Consider the following 16,200-nt stretch of genomic DNA (forward strand, 5'->3'; position numbering starts at 1 on the left):
GTGAACGATGCCGCCGATCGCGGCATCATCGGGGTGAACCCGCCTCCCGAATCGGCCTCGAAGGGAGTCGCCCACAAGAACAAAGAGAGTATTCATGGCGCTTCGCAATCAGGTGCAGCTCATCGTGTATCCGGACCGGATCGGCGACGATCTTGGCGACCTCGGTCGCATGGTCGACCGCTATCTGACCAAGGCCATCGGCGGCGTGCACATCCTGCCGCTGTATCCCTCCAATGCAGATGGCGGCTTCTCGCCGCTCACGCACAAGGAAGTCGATCCCGCGTTTGGCACCTGGGCGGACGTCGAACATCTGTCGCGCCGGTTCGACCTGTGCGTGGATCTGACCTTGAACCACATTTCCGACGAATCGGCCGAGTTCAAGGACTTCATGCAGCATGGCTACAAGAGCGAACATGCCGAGCTGTTCGTGCATGTGGACCAGATGGGGCCGATCACCCCGGACGATCTGGCCAAGATCCATATCCGCAAGGAAAAAGAGCCGTTCCGCGAGGTCACCTTCGGCGACGGCAGCAGCGGACGGGTGTGGTGCACGTTTACCGAAAAACAGATCGACCTGAACTACAACTCGCCGAAGACCTACGCGTTGATGGAGGACTACATCAAGTTCCTCACCGCGCGCGGAGTGAATCTGTTCCGGCTCGATGCGTTCGGCTACACCACCAAGAAAATCGGCACCAGCTGCTTTCTGGTGGAGCCAGATGTCTACGACATCCTCAAATGGATCGACGAGATCGCACGCGAGCACGGTGCCGAAACGCTGCCGGAAGTTCACGATCATTCCAGCTACCAGTACGCGATCGCCCTGCACGGCATGCACCCGTACTCGTTCGCGTTACCGCCGTTGCTGCTGTACTCGCTGTTCGACGCCAACAGCGTTTATCTCAAGCAATGGCTGCGGATGTGTCCACGCAACCAGATCACGGTTCTGGACACGCATGACGGTATCTGCATTCCCGACGTCGAAGGCGTGCTGCCCAAGGCCGAAATCCAGGCCATCATCGACAACGTGTCCGCGCGCAGCGCCGATCCGATCCTGCGACGCTCCGCCGCCAACGTGCACAGCGTCGGTGCCATCTACCAGCTCACCTGCACCTACTACGATGCGCTGAAGCGCAACGACGATGCCTACATCGCTGCGCGCGCGATCCAGTTCTTCACGCCAGGCATTCCGCAGGTCTATTACGTGGGGCTGTTCGCCGGCCAGAACGACCACGAGTTGATGGACGCAACCGGCGAGCTGCGCGACATCAACCGCCATCGCTATACGCTGGAGGAAGTGGACGAGGCGATCAAGCAGCCGGTGGTGCGCCGCCAGCTCAAACTGATGGAGTTCCGCTGCAGCTATCCGGCCTTCAACGGCGTGTTCCACCTGCAGTACTCGAACGACAGCAGCGTGGCCATGTGCTGGCGCGACGGCACCCACACCTGCGAGTTGTTCGTGGACTTGAATTTCAAGAAGACCACTATCCGCTATATCGAGGAGAAGTCCCGCCGCTGGCTCAGCATGACCTGCTGATCCGAGTGCCCGAGACGATCAAGCGGTAATTGGTCGTGTTGATGAAATATACGGCAAATAGTGATAGAAAGAAGTCGTCAACCATGAAATAAGGCCCTTTCGGAAATGCCGGTTATCCAATCGGAAGTGGACACCTCCGGCCCGGCTTTCCAGGCTCGCCGCGACGCGATGCTGGAGCAGATCGCGGTGTTTCGTGCAGTAGAAGAGAAGGGCAGAGCTGAAGAAGCGTCCAAAGCCGAACGTTTTCGCAAACGCGGTCAGCTGCTGCCGCGCGAGCGGGTGAGCCTGCTGCTGGATCGCGGCAGCCCCTGGCTGGAGATCAGCAGCCTGTGCGGTTACAAATGCCACGACGACAAGGATGGCGCGCTGGCGGGTGGCAACATGATCGCCGGCATCGGATATGTCTCTGGCGTGCGTTGCCTGGTCAGCGCCTCCAACTCCGCCATCAAGGGCGGCACGGTCACGCCCTGGGGCCTGCAGAAAACCCTGCGTCTGCAGGAGATCGCCCTGCAGCAGAAACTGCCGGTGATTGCGCTGATCGAATCCGGCGGCGCCAATCTGCTGTATCAGGCCGAAATGTTCATTCAGGGCGGCCGCAGCTTTGCCAATCAGGCGCGGCTGTCGGCAGCAGGCATCCCGCAAATCACCGTGGTGCACGGTTCCAGCACCGCGGGCGGGGCTTACGTCCCCGGTCTGTCTGACTACGTGATCATGGTGCGCCAGCGGGCCAAGGTGTTTCTGGCTGGACCGCCATTGCTCAAGGCCGCCACCGGCGAGGTCGCGGTCGACGAGGATCTGGGCGGCGCACAGATGCACTGCAGCGTAGCCGGCACTTCGGAGTTCATGGCCGAGTCCGACGCCGACGGCATCCGGATCGCGCGCGAGGTGATGTCCGGTCTGGACTGGAACGCTCGCGCGCCGCGTCCGTCGCTGCGCGAAGTGCGACCGCCGGCCTATGACATCGACGAACTCTGCGGCGTGGTACCGCCGGACTACCGCCAGCCCTATGATGCACGCGAGCTGATCGCGCGCTTGGTCGACGGCTCGGAGTTTCTGGAATTCAAGTCCGACTACGACAACCAGACCCTCTGCGGTCGCGCGAGCTTGCACGGGCATGCGGTGGGGATCCTGGGCAATAACGGGCCGATCACCACGCACGGCGCCACCAAAGCCGCGCAGTTCATCCAGCTGTGCTGCCAGGCCGAGCTGCCGCTGATCTACCTGATGAACACCACCGGCTACATGGTGGGCACGGAATCCGAGCAGGGCGGCATCGTCAAGCACGGCTCAAAGATGATTCAGGCGGTGGCCAACGCCACCGTCCCCAAGCTCACGGTGGTGGTGGGCGGCAGCTTCGGTGCCGGCAATTACGGCATGTGCGGGCGTGGTTTTTCGCCGGACTTCATCTTTGCGTGGCCCAACGCGCGCAGCTGCGTGATGGGCGGCGAACAGGCCGCCAGGGTCATGAGCATCATCACCCGCGACAAATGGGCGGCCGAAGGCAAGACGGTCGGGGATGCCGAGGAAAAGATGCTCAGCATCGTCGAGCAGAACATCGTCAAACAGTTCGATCGCGAATCCCAAGCCCTTTACGGGACCGCGCGTCTTTTCGACGACGGCATCATCGACCCCCGCGACACCCGCACGGTGCTGGGTCTGTGCCTGTCGATCTGTCGGGAAGGCCGCGCACGCGCGCTCGCATCCACCAGTTTCGGCGTGGCGCGCATGTGATGCGCGACGCCCAGGAGAGACCGACCGTGAATCCGCCCGGCTTCGAAACCCTGGTGCTGCAGTTGGAAGGCGGTGTGCTGCACCTGACGCTCAACCGCCCGCAGGCGCGCAACGCGCTGAGCTTGGCCATGGTGGCGGACCTCGATACGGCGTTCGACTGGATCGCTGCGAACCCGGCGGTGCGCGTCGTGGTGCTGAGCGGTGCGGGCGGACACTTCTGCGCCGGCGGCGACCTCAAGGACATGATGAGTGGTGGCATGCAGCCGGTCTCGCCGGACGAGCCGGACCCGATCGCGTTGCTGTCGCGCCGTTTCGGACGCCTGCTGCACAAGGCCGCCGCCTTGCCGGCGGTATTGGTGACGCGCTGCGAGGGCAGCGTGCTGGCCGGTGGTTTCGGGCTGGTCTGCGTGTCGGACGTCGCGCTGGCGCACGTCGATGCGCGTTTTGGCGTGCCGGAGACGACACGCGGCCTGCCGCCGGCGCAGATCGCACCGTTCATCGTCGAGCGCATCGGCCTGACCGCGGCGCGCCGGCTGTGTCTGACCGGCGCGATGTTCGACGGCCGGCGCGCACGCGAACTCGGCCTGATCCACGAAACCTTTGCCGATGCAGCGGCCGGTGACCTCGCGCTGCAGGCGGTGCTGACGCAAGTACTGGGATGCGCGCCGCAGGCCAATCGCATGACCAAGGCGATCCTGCTGCAGGCCGGGAAGACCGATCTGGAGCAGGTTCTGGACGATGCCGCCGAACAGTTCGCTGCGGCAGTGCGTGGCAGCGAGGCACCGGAGGGCATTGCTGCATATCTACAGAAGCGCAAGCCCAAATGGGCGGGGAGCGTTTGAGTTGAGGAGCGCTTTCAACACGGTCCTGATCGCCAACCGTGGCGAGATCGCGGTGCGCCTGATTCGCGGCGCACGCAAGGCCGGATACCGTACCGTCGCGGTCTACAGCGAGGCCGATGCCGATAGCCTGCATGCGCAGCTGGCCGATGAAGCGATATGCATCGGTCCGGCGCCCGCCAGCGAGTCGTACCTGTGCATCGATTCGATTCTCGAGGCAGCGCGATGCTGCGGAGCGCAGGCGATCCATCCTGGCTACGGGTTTCTGTCCGAGCGCGACGCGTTTGCACAGGCGGTGATCGACGCCGGCCTGGTGTTCATCGGGCCCGATCCGGCGGCCATCGCGGCCATGGGCAACAAGTCCGCGTCCAAACGCCTGATGATCGCCGCTGGTGTGCCCTGCGTGCCGGGCTACCAGGGGCAGGATCAGCGCGACGAAACCCTGATTCGGGAGGCCCGTGGTATCGGCTTTCCGGTGATGATCAAGGCGGCTGCCGGCGGCGGGGGTCGTGGCATGCGTCTGGTGGAGTCCGAGGCCGCGCTGCCCGGCGCCATCGCCGCGGCGCGGTCGGAGTCGGCCCACGCCTTCGGCAGCGACGAGCTGCTGATCGAAAAGGCTGTGGTCGGGGCGCGCCATGTCGAGATCCAGGTATTCGGAGACCGTCACGGCACCGTCGTACACCTGGGCGAGCGCGACTGCTCGGTGCAGCGGCGCCACCAGAAGGTGGTGGAAGAAAGTCCGTCCTGCGCCGTTGACGACGCATTGCGAGCACGCATGGGCGTCGCCGCCGTGGCCGCTGCGCGCGCGGTGAACTACGTCGGCGCCGGTACCGTGGAATTCCTGCTGGCGCAGGACGGTGCGTTTTATTTTCTGGAAATGAATACGCGCTTGCAGGTCGAGCACCCGGTGACCGAGGCGGTCTATGGGATCGATCTGGTCGAGTGGCAGTTGCGGATCGCGCAGGGTGAAGCGATACCGCTGACCCAGGCGCAGATCGCGTCGCGTCGCCGCGGTCATGCCATCGAAGTGCGCCTGTGCGCCGAAGACCCCGCCGCAAGCTACGCGCCGCAAACCGGCACGGTGTTGCGATGGTCGGTGCCGGACGCCGAGGGCTTGCGTATCGATGGCGCGCTGCGCGAAGGCCTGGTCATCGGTGCGCACTACGACTCGCTGCAGGCCAAGCTGATCGCCTGGGGCGAGGACCGCGAACAGGCGCGCACCCGGCTGCTGGCGGCATTGGGCGCAACGTGCCTGCTGGGGGTTGCTTGCAACCGCGATTTTCTCGCGCGCATCCTTGCGCACCCGGCGTTCGCTACCGGCGAGGTGAGCACGGATTTCATCGCGCGGCACCTGGCGCCGGACGAATCGGACCAGGTCGTGCCGTCCTCGCAGCACCTCGCGCTGGCGGCGGCGGTGCTTTACGCCGATGACGCCGCGCAACTGGTTGCCGCGCACAACCTGGCGCCGGAATGGACGGCTTGGCGCTCCGCGCATCCGTTCCCGGTCGGGCTGCGCCTGGAACATCGCGAGCGCGTGTTCGATCTTGCCCTGCAGGTGGAGCCTGGCGCCCGCGCGTTTCGAGTGGAATACGGGGATGCCGACGCGATCGTGCTCGACGAACTGGACGTCGCGGCCGACGGCACAGTGCGCTATTGCAGCGAGGGCGTGCGCCGGCAGGCCCGGTACGTGCGCGACGGCGATCGCCTATGGCTGGACGCGCAGGGCCGCATCGAGTGGTACCGGGACTTGACCCTGGTGCCGACCCGGGGCGTTGCACCAGGGTCGGACGGCAGGTTGCTGGCGCGCTCGGACGGTCGCATCCTCGCCGTGCACGTACAGACCGGCGAACGGGTCGACAAGGGCCAGGCTCTGGCCGTGCTGGAAGCAATGAAGATGGAGTTCCAGCTCAGCTTGCCGGTAGCCGGCGTGGTGGAGTCGGTGTCAGTGACGGCGGGCCAGCAGGTCAAGGCGCGACAACTGCTGATTGGCGTGATCCCGGACCCGAGCTGACGCGACCGCGAATGGCTGGCTCAACCCGCTTTCAGTTCGTCCAGGTATGGACCCAGATCCGGTGCGAACGCCGGATGCGCAATCAGTGCGTCGAAGTGCGACCACGCCAGCGGAAACGCCTGACGGAGGCCGTCGCCCAGCAACGGCGGCAAGTGGCCGCGCGCCGGTAACGGGTGATGCAGATTTTCGTTGTGCAGCAGGGCCAGCTCCGCGGCGTACGTGATGTCGGCCAGGCTCAGCTCATCGCCGGCGATGTGGGCACACGACGCCTGCAAGGCCTGCTCGATGCCGCCCAGGTAAGCCCTCAGCGCGCGGCCGGCGCTGGCGTGGAGCGGGTTCGCGATAGAGCCGTCGCGCAGTGCCAGCACGTAGAGCTGCACGTCGCGCGCAAACACCAGGCTGACGTCGAGAAAGCTGTCGATGCGCGAGGCGCTGTAGGCATCTTGCCCGTACAAGCCGTGTTTGCCTTCACGCAGGCGTGCCACCGCGCGCATGATGCTGTTGGATTCGAATATACCGATATCGCCGCCGGGACCGAACGCAGCGGGCACGGTGCCGAAAGGATGCGCGCGCAGAAATTGCGGGGTCTTGAACAGCGGCGCAGAAAAGCCGGTCTTGCCGTGGTGGGTCAGGTGCGCGAACTGCACCTGCGCCTCGGCGTCGAGCGGGCGGGCGTCGTAGTCCCATAGCCATCCGGACAGCTCTGCCACTGCGGCGCCGCGCAGCTCCACCTCGACACCGCAGAGTCGCGCGGCGATGGTGGCTTTGGCGATGCGCGGGTTGGGCAGATAGGAAAATATTCGCAGTCCGGCGCTCACGCGACTTCGATCCGGTTATTGCTTCGAGCTTGCACGGCCCTCATCACAGCTCCATGGGATCGCGAAAGCAGGTGGAGAAGATACGGCCGCGATGCTCGACCAGTTCCGGAGTCAGCGCGTCTCGAATCAGAGGATCGGTGGCAACGAACCAGGCGCGCCGGTCTTCCGGAATCGGACAATGTTCCGCCGGCAGCGGATCGATCATATTCATGAACGCTACCCAGTAGAGGTCCAACGCGGTCAAGGCGTCGCCGACGAAAAAATTAACGCCGCGCGCCTGCTGGGACTTCAACTGCGCGTTCAAGGCACGAAGAATCCGCGCGGTGCGGGCGCCGGCGTCGGCCGCCTGATCGGGGCGGTAACTTCCGTACTGCTGCGCCATGCGTTTCATGCCAGCGGGCGGATCGCCGCTGGCGATGGCCGGCGCAAACATCTGCAGCCGACGGTTCCAGCCGATGCCCAGCTCACCGCAAACCTCGTGGCACAGGCCAATCATGAGCGCGCGCTGCATGGCATCGGTCGGGATCAGGCTTGGCGTCGGTCGCAGACGTTCGGCCAGCATCAGGATGTCGATCCATCGATGGATCGGCGCTTCGTCCGACCAGGCCACCACCGGGCCGCTGGTCTGACCCGACCAGGCTTTGAGCTGTTCGTTCTCGCCGCCGGCCTCCTGCGGCCCTACCACGAACTCGAGTCCCTTGATCTCGAAGATCGTCTTGGCCGCCTGACCCCAAGGGCTGGGCATGCCGCGGACCAGCACCAGGCGCAGGCCGGGATGGTGAATCACTTCTTCGAGAGGGTGATAGTCGATCATCGGGATAGTCCGGGACGCAGTGATCGCGCAGGGTACGCCGGCGCCGGCGCCGGCGCCGTGCGTCGTATTCGCGGGGCAAACGGACCGGCGATGCAGCGGTCCGGATCAGATCAGGTCTCAGGGCGGTCTGCGAAGGCCGACGATTTCTGAGCCGGCCGCAACAAGGTCGCTTCGACGATCCGATCTGCCGATATTCCATTCAGGCTTGGATGGCATCGGATCACGGTTGTGCATAGGCCGTCAGACGATGGCGCGACCGGAGAGATTCGACCGAAAAGCGCGCAGCGCGTTGGCGTGAGCGCAGCGAACTTCTCCCGCGGGAGCGAGAATCTCCCGAGCCGAAGTCCGGAAATATGGTGCGCCCTGAGAGATTCGACCAAAAGCGCGCAGCGCGTTGGCGTGAGCGCAGCGAACTTCTCCCGCGGGAGCGAGAATCTCCCGAGCCGAAGTCCGGAAATATGGCGCGCCCTGAGAGATTCGAACTCCCGACCCTCAGGTTCGAAGCCTGATGCTCTATCCAGCTGAGCTAAGGGCGCCAGCGCACAGTGTAATGCGGTCGGCGCCTCGATCGGAACGCCATGGCCGACGGCGCCATCGGCTCAGGCTGCCTCGGTGAGTAGGCTGCGGTCTTCGGCGCGCCGGTTCTCGCGCGCGCCTGCAACCAGGGATTTGAGATGGCCGGCGCGGGCTTTGCGCGAGACCCGCAACTGCTCCAGCGATGCCACCACGCGCTGGTCTTGTCCGTCGGCTCGCAACAGGCCGAACTGTTCGTCCATCAAGCGCGCCACCGGCCCATAAGTGGCGCTTTCGAGCCGCAGGTATCCGGCGCCACCCAGGGTTTCCAGGGCGCGGGCCAGGTCGGACTGACGCAGTCCGGTTTCGGCCCAGGCGGTCATCAGTTCGCGCAGCTCGATGCTGCACCCGAGACCGACACCCGCATTACCGAGGATGCGGTGAACGGCGAGCCACAGGGATTTGACGGAGATGTTCATGGCGTAAGGGACGACGCGACGGACCGGTTGGCGGAATGTTCCTGCGTTCCCATCAAGACCCGTGCCAGCGGCGCCGGCAAGCGGATTTCGCCGTCGGCGGCAGATAGCCGGTCGGGTTCGGCCGACGGGCGTAACGACGCTCGTCAGCCCGATGGAAAGACGTCGCGAGGATGCGACGGTTTGTTGGCAATCCGCCTGCCTGCCAGCCTGCGCCACGAACCCAGCGCGGGAATCGGATGTCGCGTCGGCCCGCGGCTAACGGTTACCGCCTTCCGAGGGTCTCGGCGACACCGCTCGTCATCAGGGCGGGCGCTGCAGACCGTTGATTCCTGCCGCGGTGCACCGTCCTTGCTCTGCGCTCTATCAATGACACCGACCGACCGGCCGTACAGGGCCGATCGCCGCCGGCGAGAGAGGAGCAGCGAGGACAATGAACATGATCGACTGGATGATGGTGGGCGCACTGGCGGCCGTATTGACGGCCGAACTGGTGGACGCCTGGGCCCTGCATCAGCTTTCGCGGCGCTGCGCCGCGGTGGGAGAAGACCGTCGCGACCGCGAACGTCTGGTGCGTTGGTACGCGGAGGGCTTCGAGCATTCCCGCGCCATCGCGGGCTGGCTGCGGGCCGGCAGCCTGGTGCTGGCGGTGCTGAGTATCGGTCTGGGCGCGCACCCGTTGGTGATCGTGGCTGCGCTGGCCTTGGCGGTGGCAGCCCACGGCGAATGCCGCTACAGCACCGTGCAACGCCAGCGTTACCTTCACTTGGCCCGACGCTTTGGAGGGTCGACGACGCGCACCGCTAGCTGATGCGCCCGCGGGCAGCGGCGTGGTCGGCCTGCAGGCGCCGGCAGACCTCGGCCTCCGACCAGCACTGCGGCCTTCCCCAAGCGTCCGCGCTGAGGAAGCCGACATGACCGCCGCGCTCCGACAGTTCCAGGTCGACCCAGGGCGATAATGCCGCAGCGGCGGGGACGATCTCGGGCCGCATGAATGGATCGTCCAGCGCATGCAGGATGCGGGTGGGGCGACGGATGTGCGTCAGAAACGAGCCGCAGGCGGCGCGCGCGTAGTAATCCTCGGCATCGCGGTAACCGCTGGTCGGCGCGGTAAAGGCGCCGTCGAACTCGAAAAAGTCGCGTGCGTCCAGCGCCATGACCAGATCGACATCCGACGGCAGGGGACGCGCCGCGTGCTTGCGACGCACCATGTCTTTGCAGGCATCCAGCAGACGGCGCTGATAGACGCGGGCGAAACCGTGGCGCAGGTGCTCGGCGCATTCGTGCAGGCGAAACGGCACGCTCAGCGCATAGGCTTGATCGATAGGCGCATGGACGCCGGCTTCACCCAGCGCCTTGAGCATCACGTTGCCACCCAGCGACCAGCCGACGCAGGCGATGAAGCAGTCGGGCGCGCGCTGACGCAAGGTCTGCCACAGAAACCGGATCGGCTCGCTGTCGCCGTGGTTGTAGGCGCGTGGCAGTCGGTTCGGCTGCGGTCCGGCGCCGCGCTGACGCACCGCACACACGCTCCAGCCGGCGGCACCGAGGCGGCGGCCGAGGCCGCACACGTATTTGGATTCCAGGCTGCCGCCCAGCCCATGCAACAGCACCGCAACGGGTGCATCGGTCCGACCGCTGCCGGCCCAGCCGAGCTCGATGAAATCGCCGTCCGGCAACTCCAGCTTTTCGATGCGCCACGGCAGAATTCGGACTGGCCGCAACAACGCTGGCAGAACGGTTTGCACGTGCGGGTTGCGCATCAGCGGATGCGGCACGAATGCGGAACGCAGAATGCGTCCATGCGCCGCGGCGCCGACCGCCGCTGGGGTTGCCGGAGTAGCGCCGTTCGCCGTTTCGCCCGGTGGTAGGCGGTCAGGGCGACGCATGGTCCTGCTGGCTGGCGTCTTTCGAGGATTCAGATACGGCATCGACCTCGCGTGCCGCCCTGACGATATCCATCGGGTTGCGCAGCCAAACGTCGCGTTGCGGATAGGGAACCTCGATGTGGCGCTCGCGCAGCGCGCGATACACCGCGTAGCGCAGGTCGCTGGCCACGCTGCCGCGCGCATAGATGTCGCGTACGTTAGCCTGCAGTTCGAAGGTCAGGCTGGAATCGGCAATCGCGGTGAAAACCACGGCCGGCCCCGTCACGTCCAGGCGTTCGCCGTCCTGGATCACCAACGGATGCAGGCGCGCCAGCTCCAGCAGCAGATCGCGCACCTGTTCAGGATCGCTACCGTAGGCGACGTTCACCGACACCACTGCTCGGCCCAGGCTGTTCCGATAGTTCCAGTTTTGCAGCTCCGAGCTGAGCAGCACCGAGTTGGGCACCATCACGCTGACACGGTCGGCGTTCTCCAGCTCGGTGGAGCGGATGCGGATGCGCCGGACGAAACCCTCGGATTGCCCGACCTTGATGTAGTCGCCCAGCCGCACCGGTCGCTCGAACAGCAAGATCAGGCCGGACACGAAGTTGTTGACGATGTTCTGGAGGCCGAAGCCGATGCCGACCGACAAGGCGCCGGCCACCAGCGCGATCTTGGACAGGTCCAGTCCCGCTGCGGCCAGTCCCACCAGCGTCGCCACCACGAACGCGGCGTAGCCGTACAAGGTCGCCACCGACATGCGCACACTGGGTTCCAGTCCGGTGCGCGGCAGCCAGTCCCGTTCCAGCTTGCGTTTGAACCAGCGGGTGAAGGTCACCAGCAGAAAGAACGCCAAGGCCCCCAGAATCAGCTTGCCAGGCACCACGGTGCTGTCGCCCACACTGATGCCGGTTCCCAGCAGGCCATCGACAAAGCTCGCGCCCAGTTCATCCAGCCCCCACAGCCGCAACAGTCCGTAGCCCAGCAGGCTCCACAGGACCAGTTGCAGCACGCGGGTGGCCCAGCGCAGCTCGGGGACCGGCTGGTCCGGCGCCACGCCAAGCCGCCGCCGCAGCGCCTGTTGCCAGGCGTAGCGACCGCGATCCAGGCTACGGGCCAGAAACTCGATCAGGACCGAAGCAGCGACGCCGGTTGCCGCCACGGCGAGCGCGGACCACGGCCAATGCGCGGGAAGATCGATCATAAGGCGGATTCTAAGGGCGGCAGCCACCCGAATTGCGTTGCTGTGCCGACCGGTTGGACCGCCCGATAGGCAAACACCTGACTGGACGCTGCCGGCTGAGTCTGGTCTCGTGCCGGATGCGTAATGTCATGCGCCCAGATCAAGAGGACCCCCCGGATGTCCCGTCTGCACGTCGCCCCGTTTGCCGGTTTGCTGGTGTTGCTGCTTGCCGGATGTGCCACGACTTCCACGCCGCCGCGGCCGCTGGTGCCACAGGGCGACGACTGCCTCGCCCTGTTCGAACAGGTGGATCAGCGCATCGAAGCCGCTGGCGTCGCCGATGCCGGCTACGCCCGCATCGAAGGCTATCCCTACCTGCGCAGCGACCGCTTTTCGGCATCTTTCGCGTCGGAAATTTCCGACATGGACACGTTCTGGGAGTGGGTGGGCTATCTGCGTGCCAACGAGGACGAGGCCCGCGACATCGAGTTGCGCAACCTGGGGCTGGATCGCCAGACCGCCTCTTCCACGTTGATCGACCTGCGCGGCTGTGGCGCCTGGCTGCGCAGCTGGGAGCTGGACGACAAGGCGTTCCGCGAACACCTGCTGTCCGTCGTCACGCCGCCGCACGAGTACTCCACGGTTGCCCGCACGCTGGGCCTGTACCCGCTGGCCAAGCCCTTTCTGAACCGCGGTGTGCGCGAATATCAGGAAGAGGTGCTGGCCGAATACGCCAAGCCGCTGGACTCGCTTGAAGCGAAGGGCGAGCTGGTGTTGTGGAAAGCCAGGGTCTCCGACGAGTACGCCTACGAGACCGTGGATCTGAGTCGCAAGCCGCGCGACCGCCTGGGTCGGATCGGCATGCTGGGTTCGGAAGTGATCCAGATGGCGCAGTATCACGCGCCGCAACTGTGGATCGACACGGCCGACGATTACGATCTGCCGGGGCAGCCCACCGTGGGCGGCGGCACGCCCGGCGTCAACGTGCGCAAGCCAGTGGTGTACTACCTGCCGGGATACACCCGTTTCGGTGGACGCAACCTGTTGCAGATCAGTTACTTCGTGTGGTTCGATCGTCACCAGTCCGGCGATTCCGCCGAAGGTCCGCTGGACGGCGTGATCTGGCGCGTCACCTTCGACGAGCGCGGGCAGCCGCTGATGCACGACACCATCCACGCCTGCGGTTGCTATCACTTTGCCTATCCGGTGCGCGACATGCGGCGTCGCGAGGTGCCCGACGACCGGGAGACCATGTTGTTCCCGCAGGCGCAGGTGCCCGAGGGACAGATCACGGTGCGCCTGAAATCGGGCACCCACGCGGTGCAGCGTGTGCTTGCGGCCGATCAGGCGCGGGCGGCCGGAGGGCGCGAGTACGAGCTGCAACCCTACGACGAACTGTTGTTGCTGCCCCTGCCCGAAGGCGGCACGCGCAGCCTGTTCGGACCCGACGGCTTGGTTGCCGGCACCGAGCGCGGCGAACGTTTCTGGCTATGGCCGAGCGGCGTGCGCAGCGCCGGCGCCATGCGCCAGTGGGGCCGACACGCCACTACCTTCGTCGGCCAGACTCATTTCGACGATCCGTTCCTGTTCGAAACGGTGCTGGTGGCACCGCCGTTCGAAGGGCCGGCGCTCGCCGCCGATCCGCACGCCGCAGAGATTCCGCTGATGCGCTGAGCACGGGTCCTACGAAGAGCAACTCACCGCAATATGCGCGGCCTGCGGTGGCGGCGGCGCGGCATAGCGTTCGCGCTCGGGCTGCTCGTCGAACGGCCGTGACAGAACCTGCATCAGGCAGTCCACCTCGGTGTCCTCGCCATGTTCGCTTAGTTCGATCGCGGTCTGCGCCAGGTGATTGCGCAGCACGTACTTCGGATTCACCGCGTTCATCCGCACGGCGCGTGCGGGGTCGTCGCTGTCCTCCGCCTGCAGGCGCGCGCGGTAATCCTGCAACCAGGCGTCGAAGGCGGCGACGTCGGTAATCTCGTCGCGGATCGGCGGCGCAATCGTCGCGTCGCAGCGCACCGCCGCCAGCCCGCGAAAGCAGCGGGTGAAGTCGTTGGCGCCACGATCGAGAATATTCAGAAAAGCATTGATCAGATCCCGATCGCCGTCACGCGTGTCGAGCAGGCCCAGCTTCGCGCGCCAGCCCTCAAGCACGGCGTCTGCGTACGCGCCGGGGTAGCGGGCCAGGATGCCCTGGGCGATCTCCACCGCGGTCTCGGGCGTTTCATGCAGCAAGGGCAGGGTGGCCTGCAGCAGGCGCGAACAGTTCCAGTAACCGATGCGCGGCTGCTGGTCGTAGGCATAGCGGCCGGCTTCGTCGGAGTGATTGCAGATGTGACCGCTCTGGAAGCCGTCCAGGAAACCGTAGGGGCCGTAATCGATGGTCAGCCCCAGGATGGAGAAGTTGTCGGTATTCATCACCCCGTGGCAGAAACCCACCGTCTGCCAGCGCGCCATAAGCCTGGCAGTGCGCTCCACGATCTCGCCCAGCCATGCCGCGTATTTGTCGGGGCGTGCGGCCAGGTGCGCGAAATGTCCGTCGATCACGTGGTCGGCCAGCGGCGCCAGACGCTCGTGCTGGTGAAGGTAGAAGAAATACTCGAAATGGCCGAAGCGCACGAAGCTGGGGGCCACCCGGCACACGACGGCGGCGGTCTCCAGCGTCTCACGCTGTACCGGGTCCGGCGATGCCACCAGCGCCAGTGCGCGTGTGGTCGGAATACCCAGCGCTTGCATGGCCTCCGAGCACAGATATTCGCGAATGGACGAGCGCAACACTGCGCGGCCGTCGGCAAAGCGCGAATAAGGCGTGCGCCCCGCGCCCTTGAGCTGCAGCTCGAACAGGTCGCCTTGCGGGTTGCGAAGCTGTCCCAACAGCAGGGCGCGACCATCGCCAAGCTGCGGTACGAAATGCCCAAACTGGTGTCCGGCGTAGACGGTGGCGATAGCCTTGTCGCCGGGCCGGCTCGCATTGCCGGAAAGCAACGCCAGCAGCTCGGGGTCTTGTGTGTCGGCCGCCGATAGACCGATCTGACCGGCCAGCTCGGTGTTGAAATGAACCATGCGTGGCGCCGACAGCGGCTCTGGGCGGACGCGGGTGTAATAGGCCTCGGGCAATTGCAGAAAGCGGTCGACCCAGTCGAGTTGCAACAGTGCAGTAGACATGCACCCATTGTGCGCCAGGCCGGCACAGTGGGATACGCTCTGCCCTGATCTACCGGAATGCAGACATGAATCTGGACAACATCGGACTGTGGGGCATCCTGGTCCTGGTCGCCGACATCTACGCCATCATCAACATCGTCGGCAGCCGCGCCGAACCGCTTAAAAAGGCGTTGTGGATCGTGCTGATCCTGGTTCTTCCGGTGCTGGGCTTCATCATCTGGCTGCTGCTGGGACCCAAGTCTTCGCGCTAGGAGCCCGACAGCCCCAGCAATGCCCTGAGTTCGCGCGGCATCAACGGCGTCTTGCCGGGACCGGCCTCGATCAGTTCGACCAACCTGGCGTTGATCGGCGAGGGCAGGCCTGCCGTGTGGCTCAGGCGCAGCACTTCGCCGTTGAGCTGAACCACCTCGGTGCGACGGTGCGCCTGCACGTCCGCCACCATCGACGGATACGCGCCCTCGCGCACGCCGTTGCGGTACTTGGCGAACCACCAGGGCAGCGGGCCGCCATGCAGCAGCAGGCTGCGATAGACCGGGTAGGGCACGATCAACGGCAGCTTCCACGGCGTGCGCGTGGCTGCCAGCGCGGCAGTGGCTTCGTCCAGCGTGGCCACGTAGATACTCCGCAGATCGGGGTCGCAGAACAAATCCTTGAACGTGGTATGGGTGGCGGCGCAGATGGCGTTGGCCAGATTGATCAGCAGCTTGCCCCATACCGCCTCGTCGCCCTGCGCCGCCTCGACCGTCATGCCGACGCCGCGGAAAACGCCGAGCAACACCGGGTCGTCGGAGCCGAGCACGATCTCGGCGCGTGTGGTCAACCGCGCATGCAGCGGCGCCTGCAACTGGCCGTTCATCATCACGCTCATGGGCACGATGCGCGCGCCGGGTCGCGCGTGGCGCAGCGCGCGCAGGGGCGCCACACCGTTGAGAGTGGACACCAGCGTGCAGTGCGCGGGTATCGGGTCGGGGAGCCGTGTCAGCAGCGCATCGAGGTCCGGATACTTGACGCCGATCAGCAACTGGTCGACCTGGTCCAGATCGAGCGACTCCAGAAGATGCGGACGCGCCGCCAGTAGCGGCGGGCGGCGGTCGGGGAAATCGACGCGCAGGTGCTCGACGGGACCAAAGCGCGCCAGGTCCTTGGGACGCGCGTACAGGCCCACGTCGCGTCCGGCCGCGACCAGGTATGTCGCCAGGATGGTGCCGACCGCGCCGGTGCCGACGATCAGGATCACGCGTC

Annotated in this window: 14 protein-coding genes and 1 tRNA gene; 7 read left to right on the forward strand and 8 right to left on the reverse strand. The window is 65.6% G+C overall.

Annotated elements, in window-relative coordinates; all coding sequences use genetic code 11:
• Positions 1-94 precede the first annotated feature (94 nt).
• From gtfA to ACOOHP_RS08975, 4 genes are all read left to right on the forward strand, one after another.
• A complete protein-coding gene (gtfA, locus tag ACOOHP_RS08960) occupies positions 95-1,537 on the forward strand; it encodes a sucrose phosphorylase (protein WP_420466102.1) in 1,443 nt (480 codons plus the stop codon).
• Between the two features lie 105 nt (positions 1,538-1,642).
• Positions 1,643-3,268 (forward strand): acyl-CoA carboxylase subunit beta, encoded by a 1,626-nt coding sequence (locus ACOOHP_RS08965; protein WP_420466103.1) that lies wholly within the window; start codon positions 1,643-1,645, stop codon positions 3,266-3,268.
• 26 nt (positions 3,269-3,294) lie between these two features.
• Positions 3,295-4,110 carry an enoyl-CoA hydratase/isomerase family protein gene (locus tag ACOOHP_RS08970; protein ID WP_420466104.1) on the forward strand — a complete coding sequence of 272 codons (816 nt, stop codon included), beginning with the start codon at positions 3,295-3,297 and terminating at the stop codon, positions 4,108-4,110.
• 1 nt (position 4,111) lies between these two features.
• Complete coding sequence (locus ACOOHP_RS08975; protein WP_420466105.1) at positions 4,112-6,118, forward strand: acetyl/propionyl/methylcrotonyl-CoA carboxylase subunit alpha; 2,007 nt, start codon at positions 4,112-4,114, stop codon at positions 6,116-6,118.
• Between the two features lie 20 nt (positions 6,119-6,138).
• Here the strand turns inward: ACOOHP_RS08975 and ACOOHP_RS08980 are convergent, their stop codons facing one another.
• From ACOOHP_RS08980 to ACOOHP_RS08995, 4 genes are all read right to left on the reverse strand, one after another.
• The gene (locus ACOOHP_RS08980; RefSeq protein ID WP_420466106.1) at positions 6,139-6,936 is read right to left on the reverse strand and encodes a glutathione S-transferase family protein; all 798 of its coding nucleotides are present in this window, start codon (positions 6,934-6,936) and stop codon (positions 6,139-6,141) included.
• Between the two features lie 43 nt (positions 6,937-6,979).
• The gene (locus ACOOHP_RS08985; RefSeq protein WP_420466107.1) at positions 6,980-7,750 is read right to left on the reverse strand and encodes a hypothetical protein; all 771 of its coding nucleotides are present in this window, start codon (positions 7,748-7,750) and stop codon (positions 6,980-6,982) included.
• A gap of 459 nt (positions 7,751-8,209) precedes the next feature.
• Positions 8,210-8,286 (reverse strand) — tRNA-Arg (locus ACOOHP_RS08990).
• Positions 8,287-8,349: 63 nt separating this feature from the next.
• On the reverse strand, positions 8,350-8,742 hold the full coding sequence (locus ACOOHP_RS08995; protein ID WP_420466108.1) for a hypothetical protein: 393 nt from the start codon (positions 8,740-8,742) through the stop codon (positions 8,350-8,352).
• Between the two features lie 430 nt (positions 8,743-9,172).
• Here ACOOHP_RS08995 and ACOOHP_RS09000 point away from each other — a divergent pair, with 430 nt between their 5' ends.
• Positions 9,173-9,550, forward strand: a complete 378-nt coding sequence (locus ACOOHP_RS09000; protein WP_420466109.1) for a hypothetical protein — start codon at positions 9,173-9,175, stop codon at positions 9,548-9,550.
• Here the strand turns inward: ACOOHP_RS09000 and ACOOHP_RS09005 are convergent.
• Both ACOOHP_RS09005 and ACOOHP_RS09010 read right to left on the reverse strand, forming a co-directional pair.
• Positions 9,543-10,487 (reverse strand): YheT family hydrolase, encoded by a 945-nt coding sequence (locus ACOOHP_RS09005; RefSeq protein WP_420466110.1) that lies wholly within the window; start codon positions 10,485-10,487, stop codon positions 9,543-9,545. The two genes, ACOOHP_RS09000 and ACOOHP_RS09005, sit on opposite strands and share 8 nt — an antisense overlap.
• A 127-nt stretch (positions 10,488-10,614) precedes the next feature.
• Positions 10,615-11,811 (reverse strand): mechanosensitive ion channel family protein, encoded by a 1,197-nt coding sequence (locus ACOOHP_RS09010; protein WP_420466111.1) that lies wholly within the window; start codon positions 11,809-11,811, stop codon positions 10,615-10,617.
• 156 nt (positions 11,812-11,967) lie between these two features.
• Here ACOOHP_RS09010 and ACOOHP_RS09015 point away from each other — a divergent pair, with 156 nt between their 5' ends.
• A complete protein-coding gene (locus ACOOHP_RS09015; protein WP_420466112.1) occupies positions 11,968-13,464 on the forward strand; it encodes a hypothetical protein in 1,497 nt (498 codons plus the stop codon).
• Positions 13,465-13,473: 9 nt separating this feature from the next.
• Here the strand turns inward: ACOOHP_RS09015 and ACOOHP_RS09020 are convergent, their stop codons facing one another.
• Positions 13,474-14,958: a protein adenylyltransferase SelO gene (locus tag ACOOHP_RS09020; RefSeq protein WP_420466113.1), complete on the reverse strand. Its 1,485-nt coding sequence runs from the start codon at positions 14,956-14,958 to the stop codon at positions 13,474-13,476.
• A gap of 65 nt (positions 14,959-15,023) precedes the next feature.
• Between ACOOHP_RS09020 and ACOOHP_RS09025 the strand changes: the two genes are divergently transcribed.
• Complete coding sequence (locus ACOOHP_RS09025) at positions 15,024-15,209, forward strand: PLD nuclease N-terminal domain-containing protein (RefSeq protein WP_420466114.1); 186 nt, start codon at positions 15,024-15,026, stop codon at positions 15,207-15,209.
• On the opposite strand, the gene ACOOHP_RS09030 is transcribed toward ACOOHP_RS09025, so the two are convergent.
• The gene (locus ACOOHP_RS09030; protein WP_420466115.1) at positions 15,206-16,195 is read right to left on the reverse strand and encodes a ketopantoate reductase family protein; all 990 of its coding nucleotides are present in this window, start codon (positions 16,193-16,195) and stop codon (positions 15,206-15,208) included. The two genes, ACOOHP_RS09025 and ACOOHP_RS09030, sit on opposite strands and share 4 nt — an antisense overlap.
• Between the last annotated feature and the right edge of the window lie 5 nt (positions 16,196-16,200).

This window comes from Panacagrimonas sp., assembly GCF_965216805.1.
Taxonomy (GTDB): domain Bacteria; phylum Pseudomonadota; class Gammaproteobacteria; order Nevskiales; family Nevskiaceae; genus Panacagrimonas.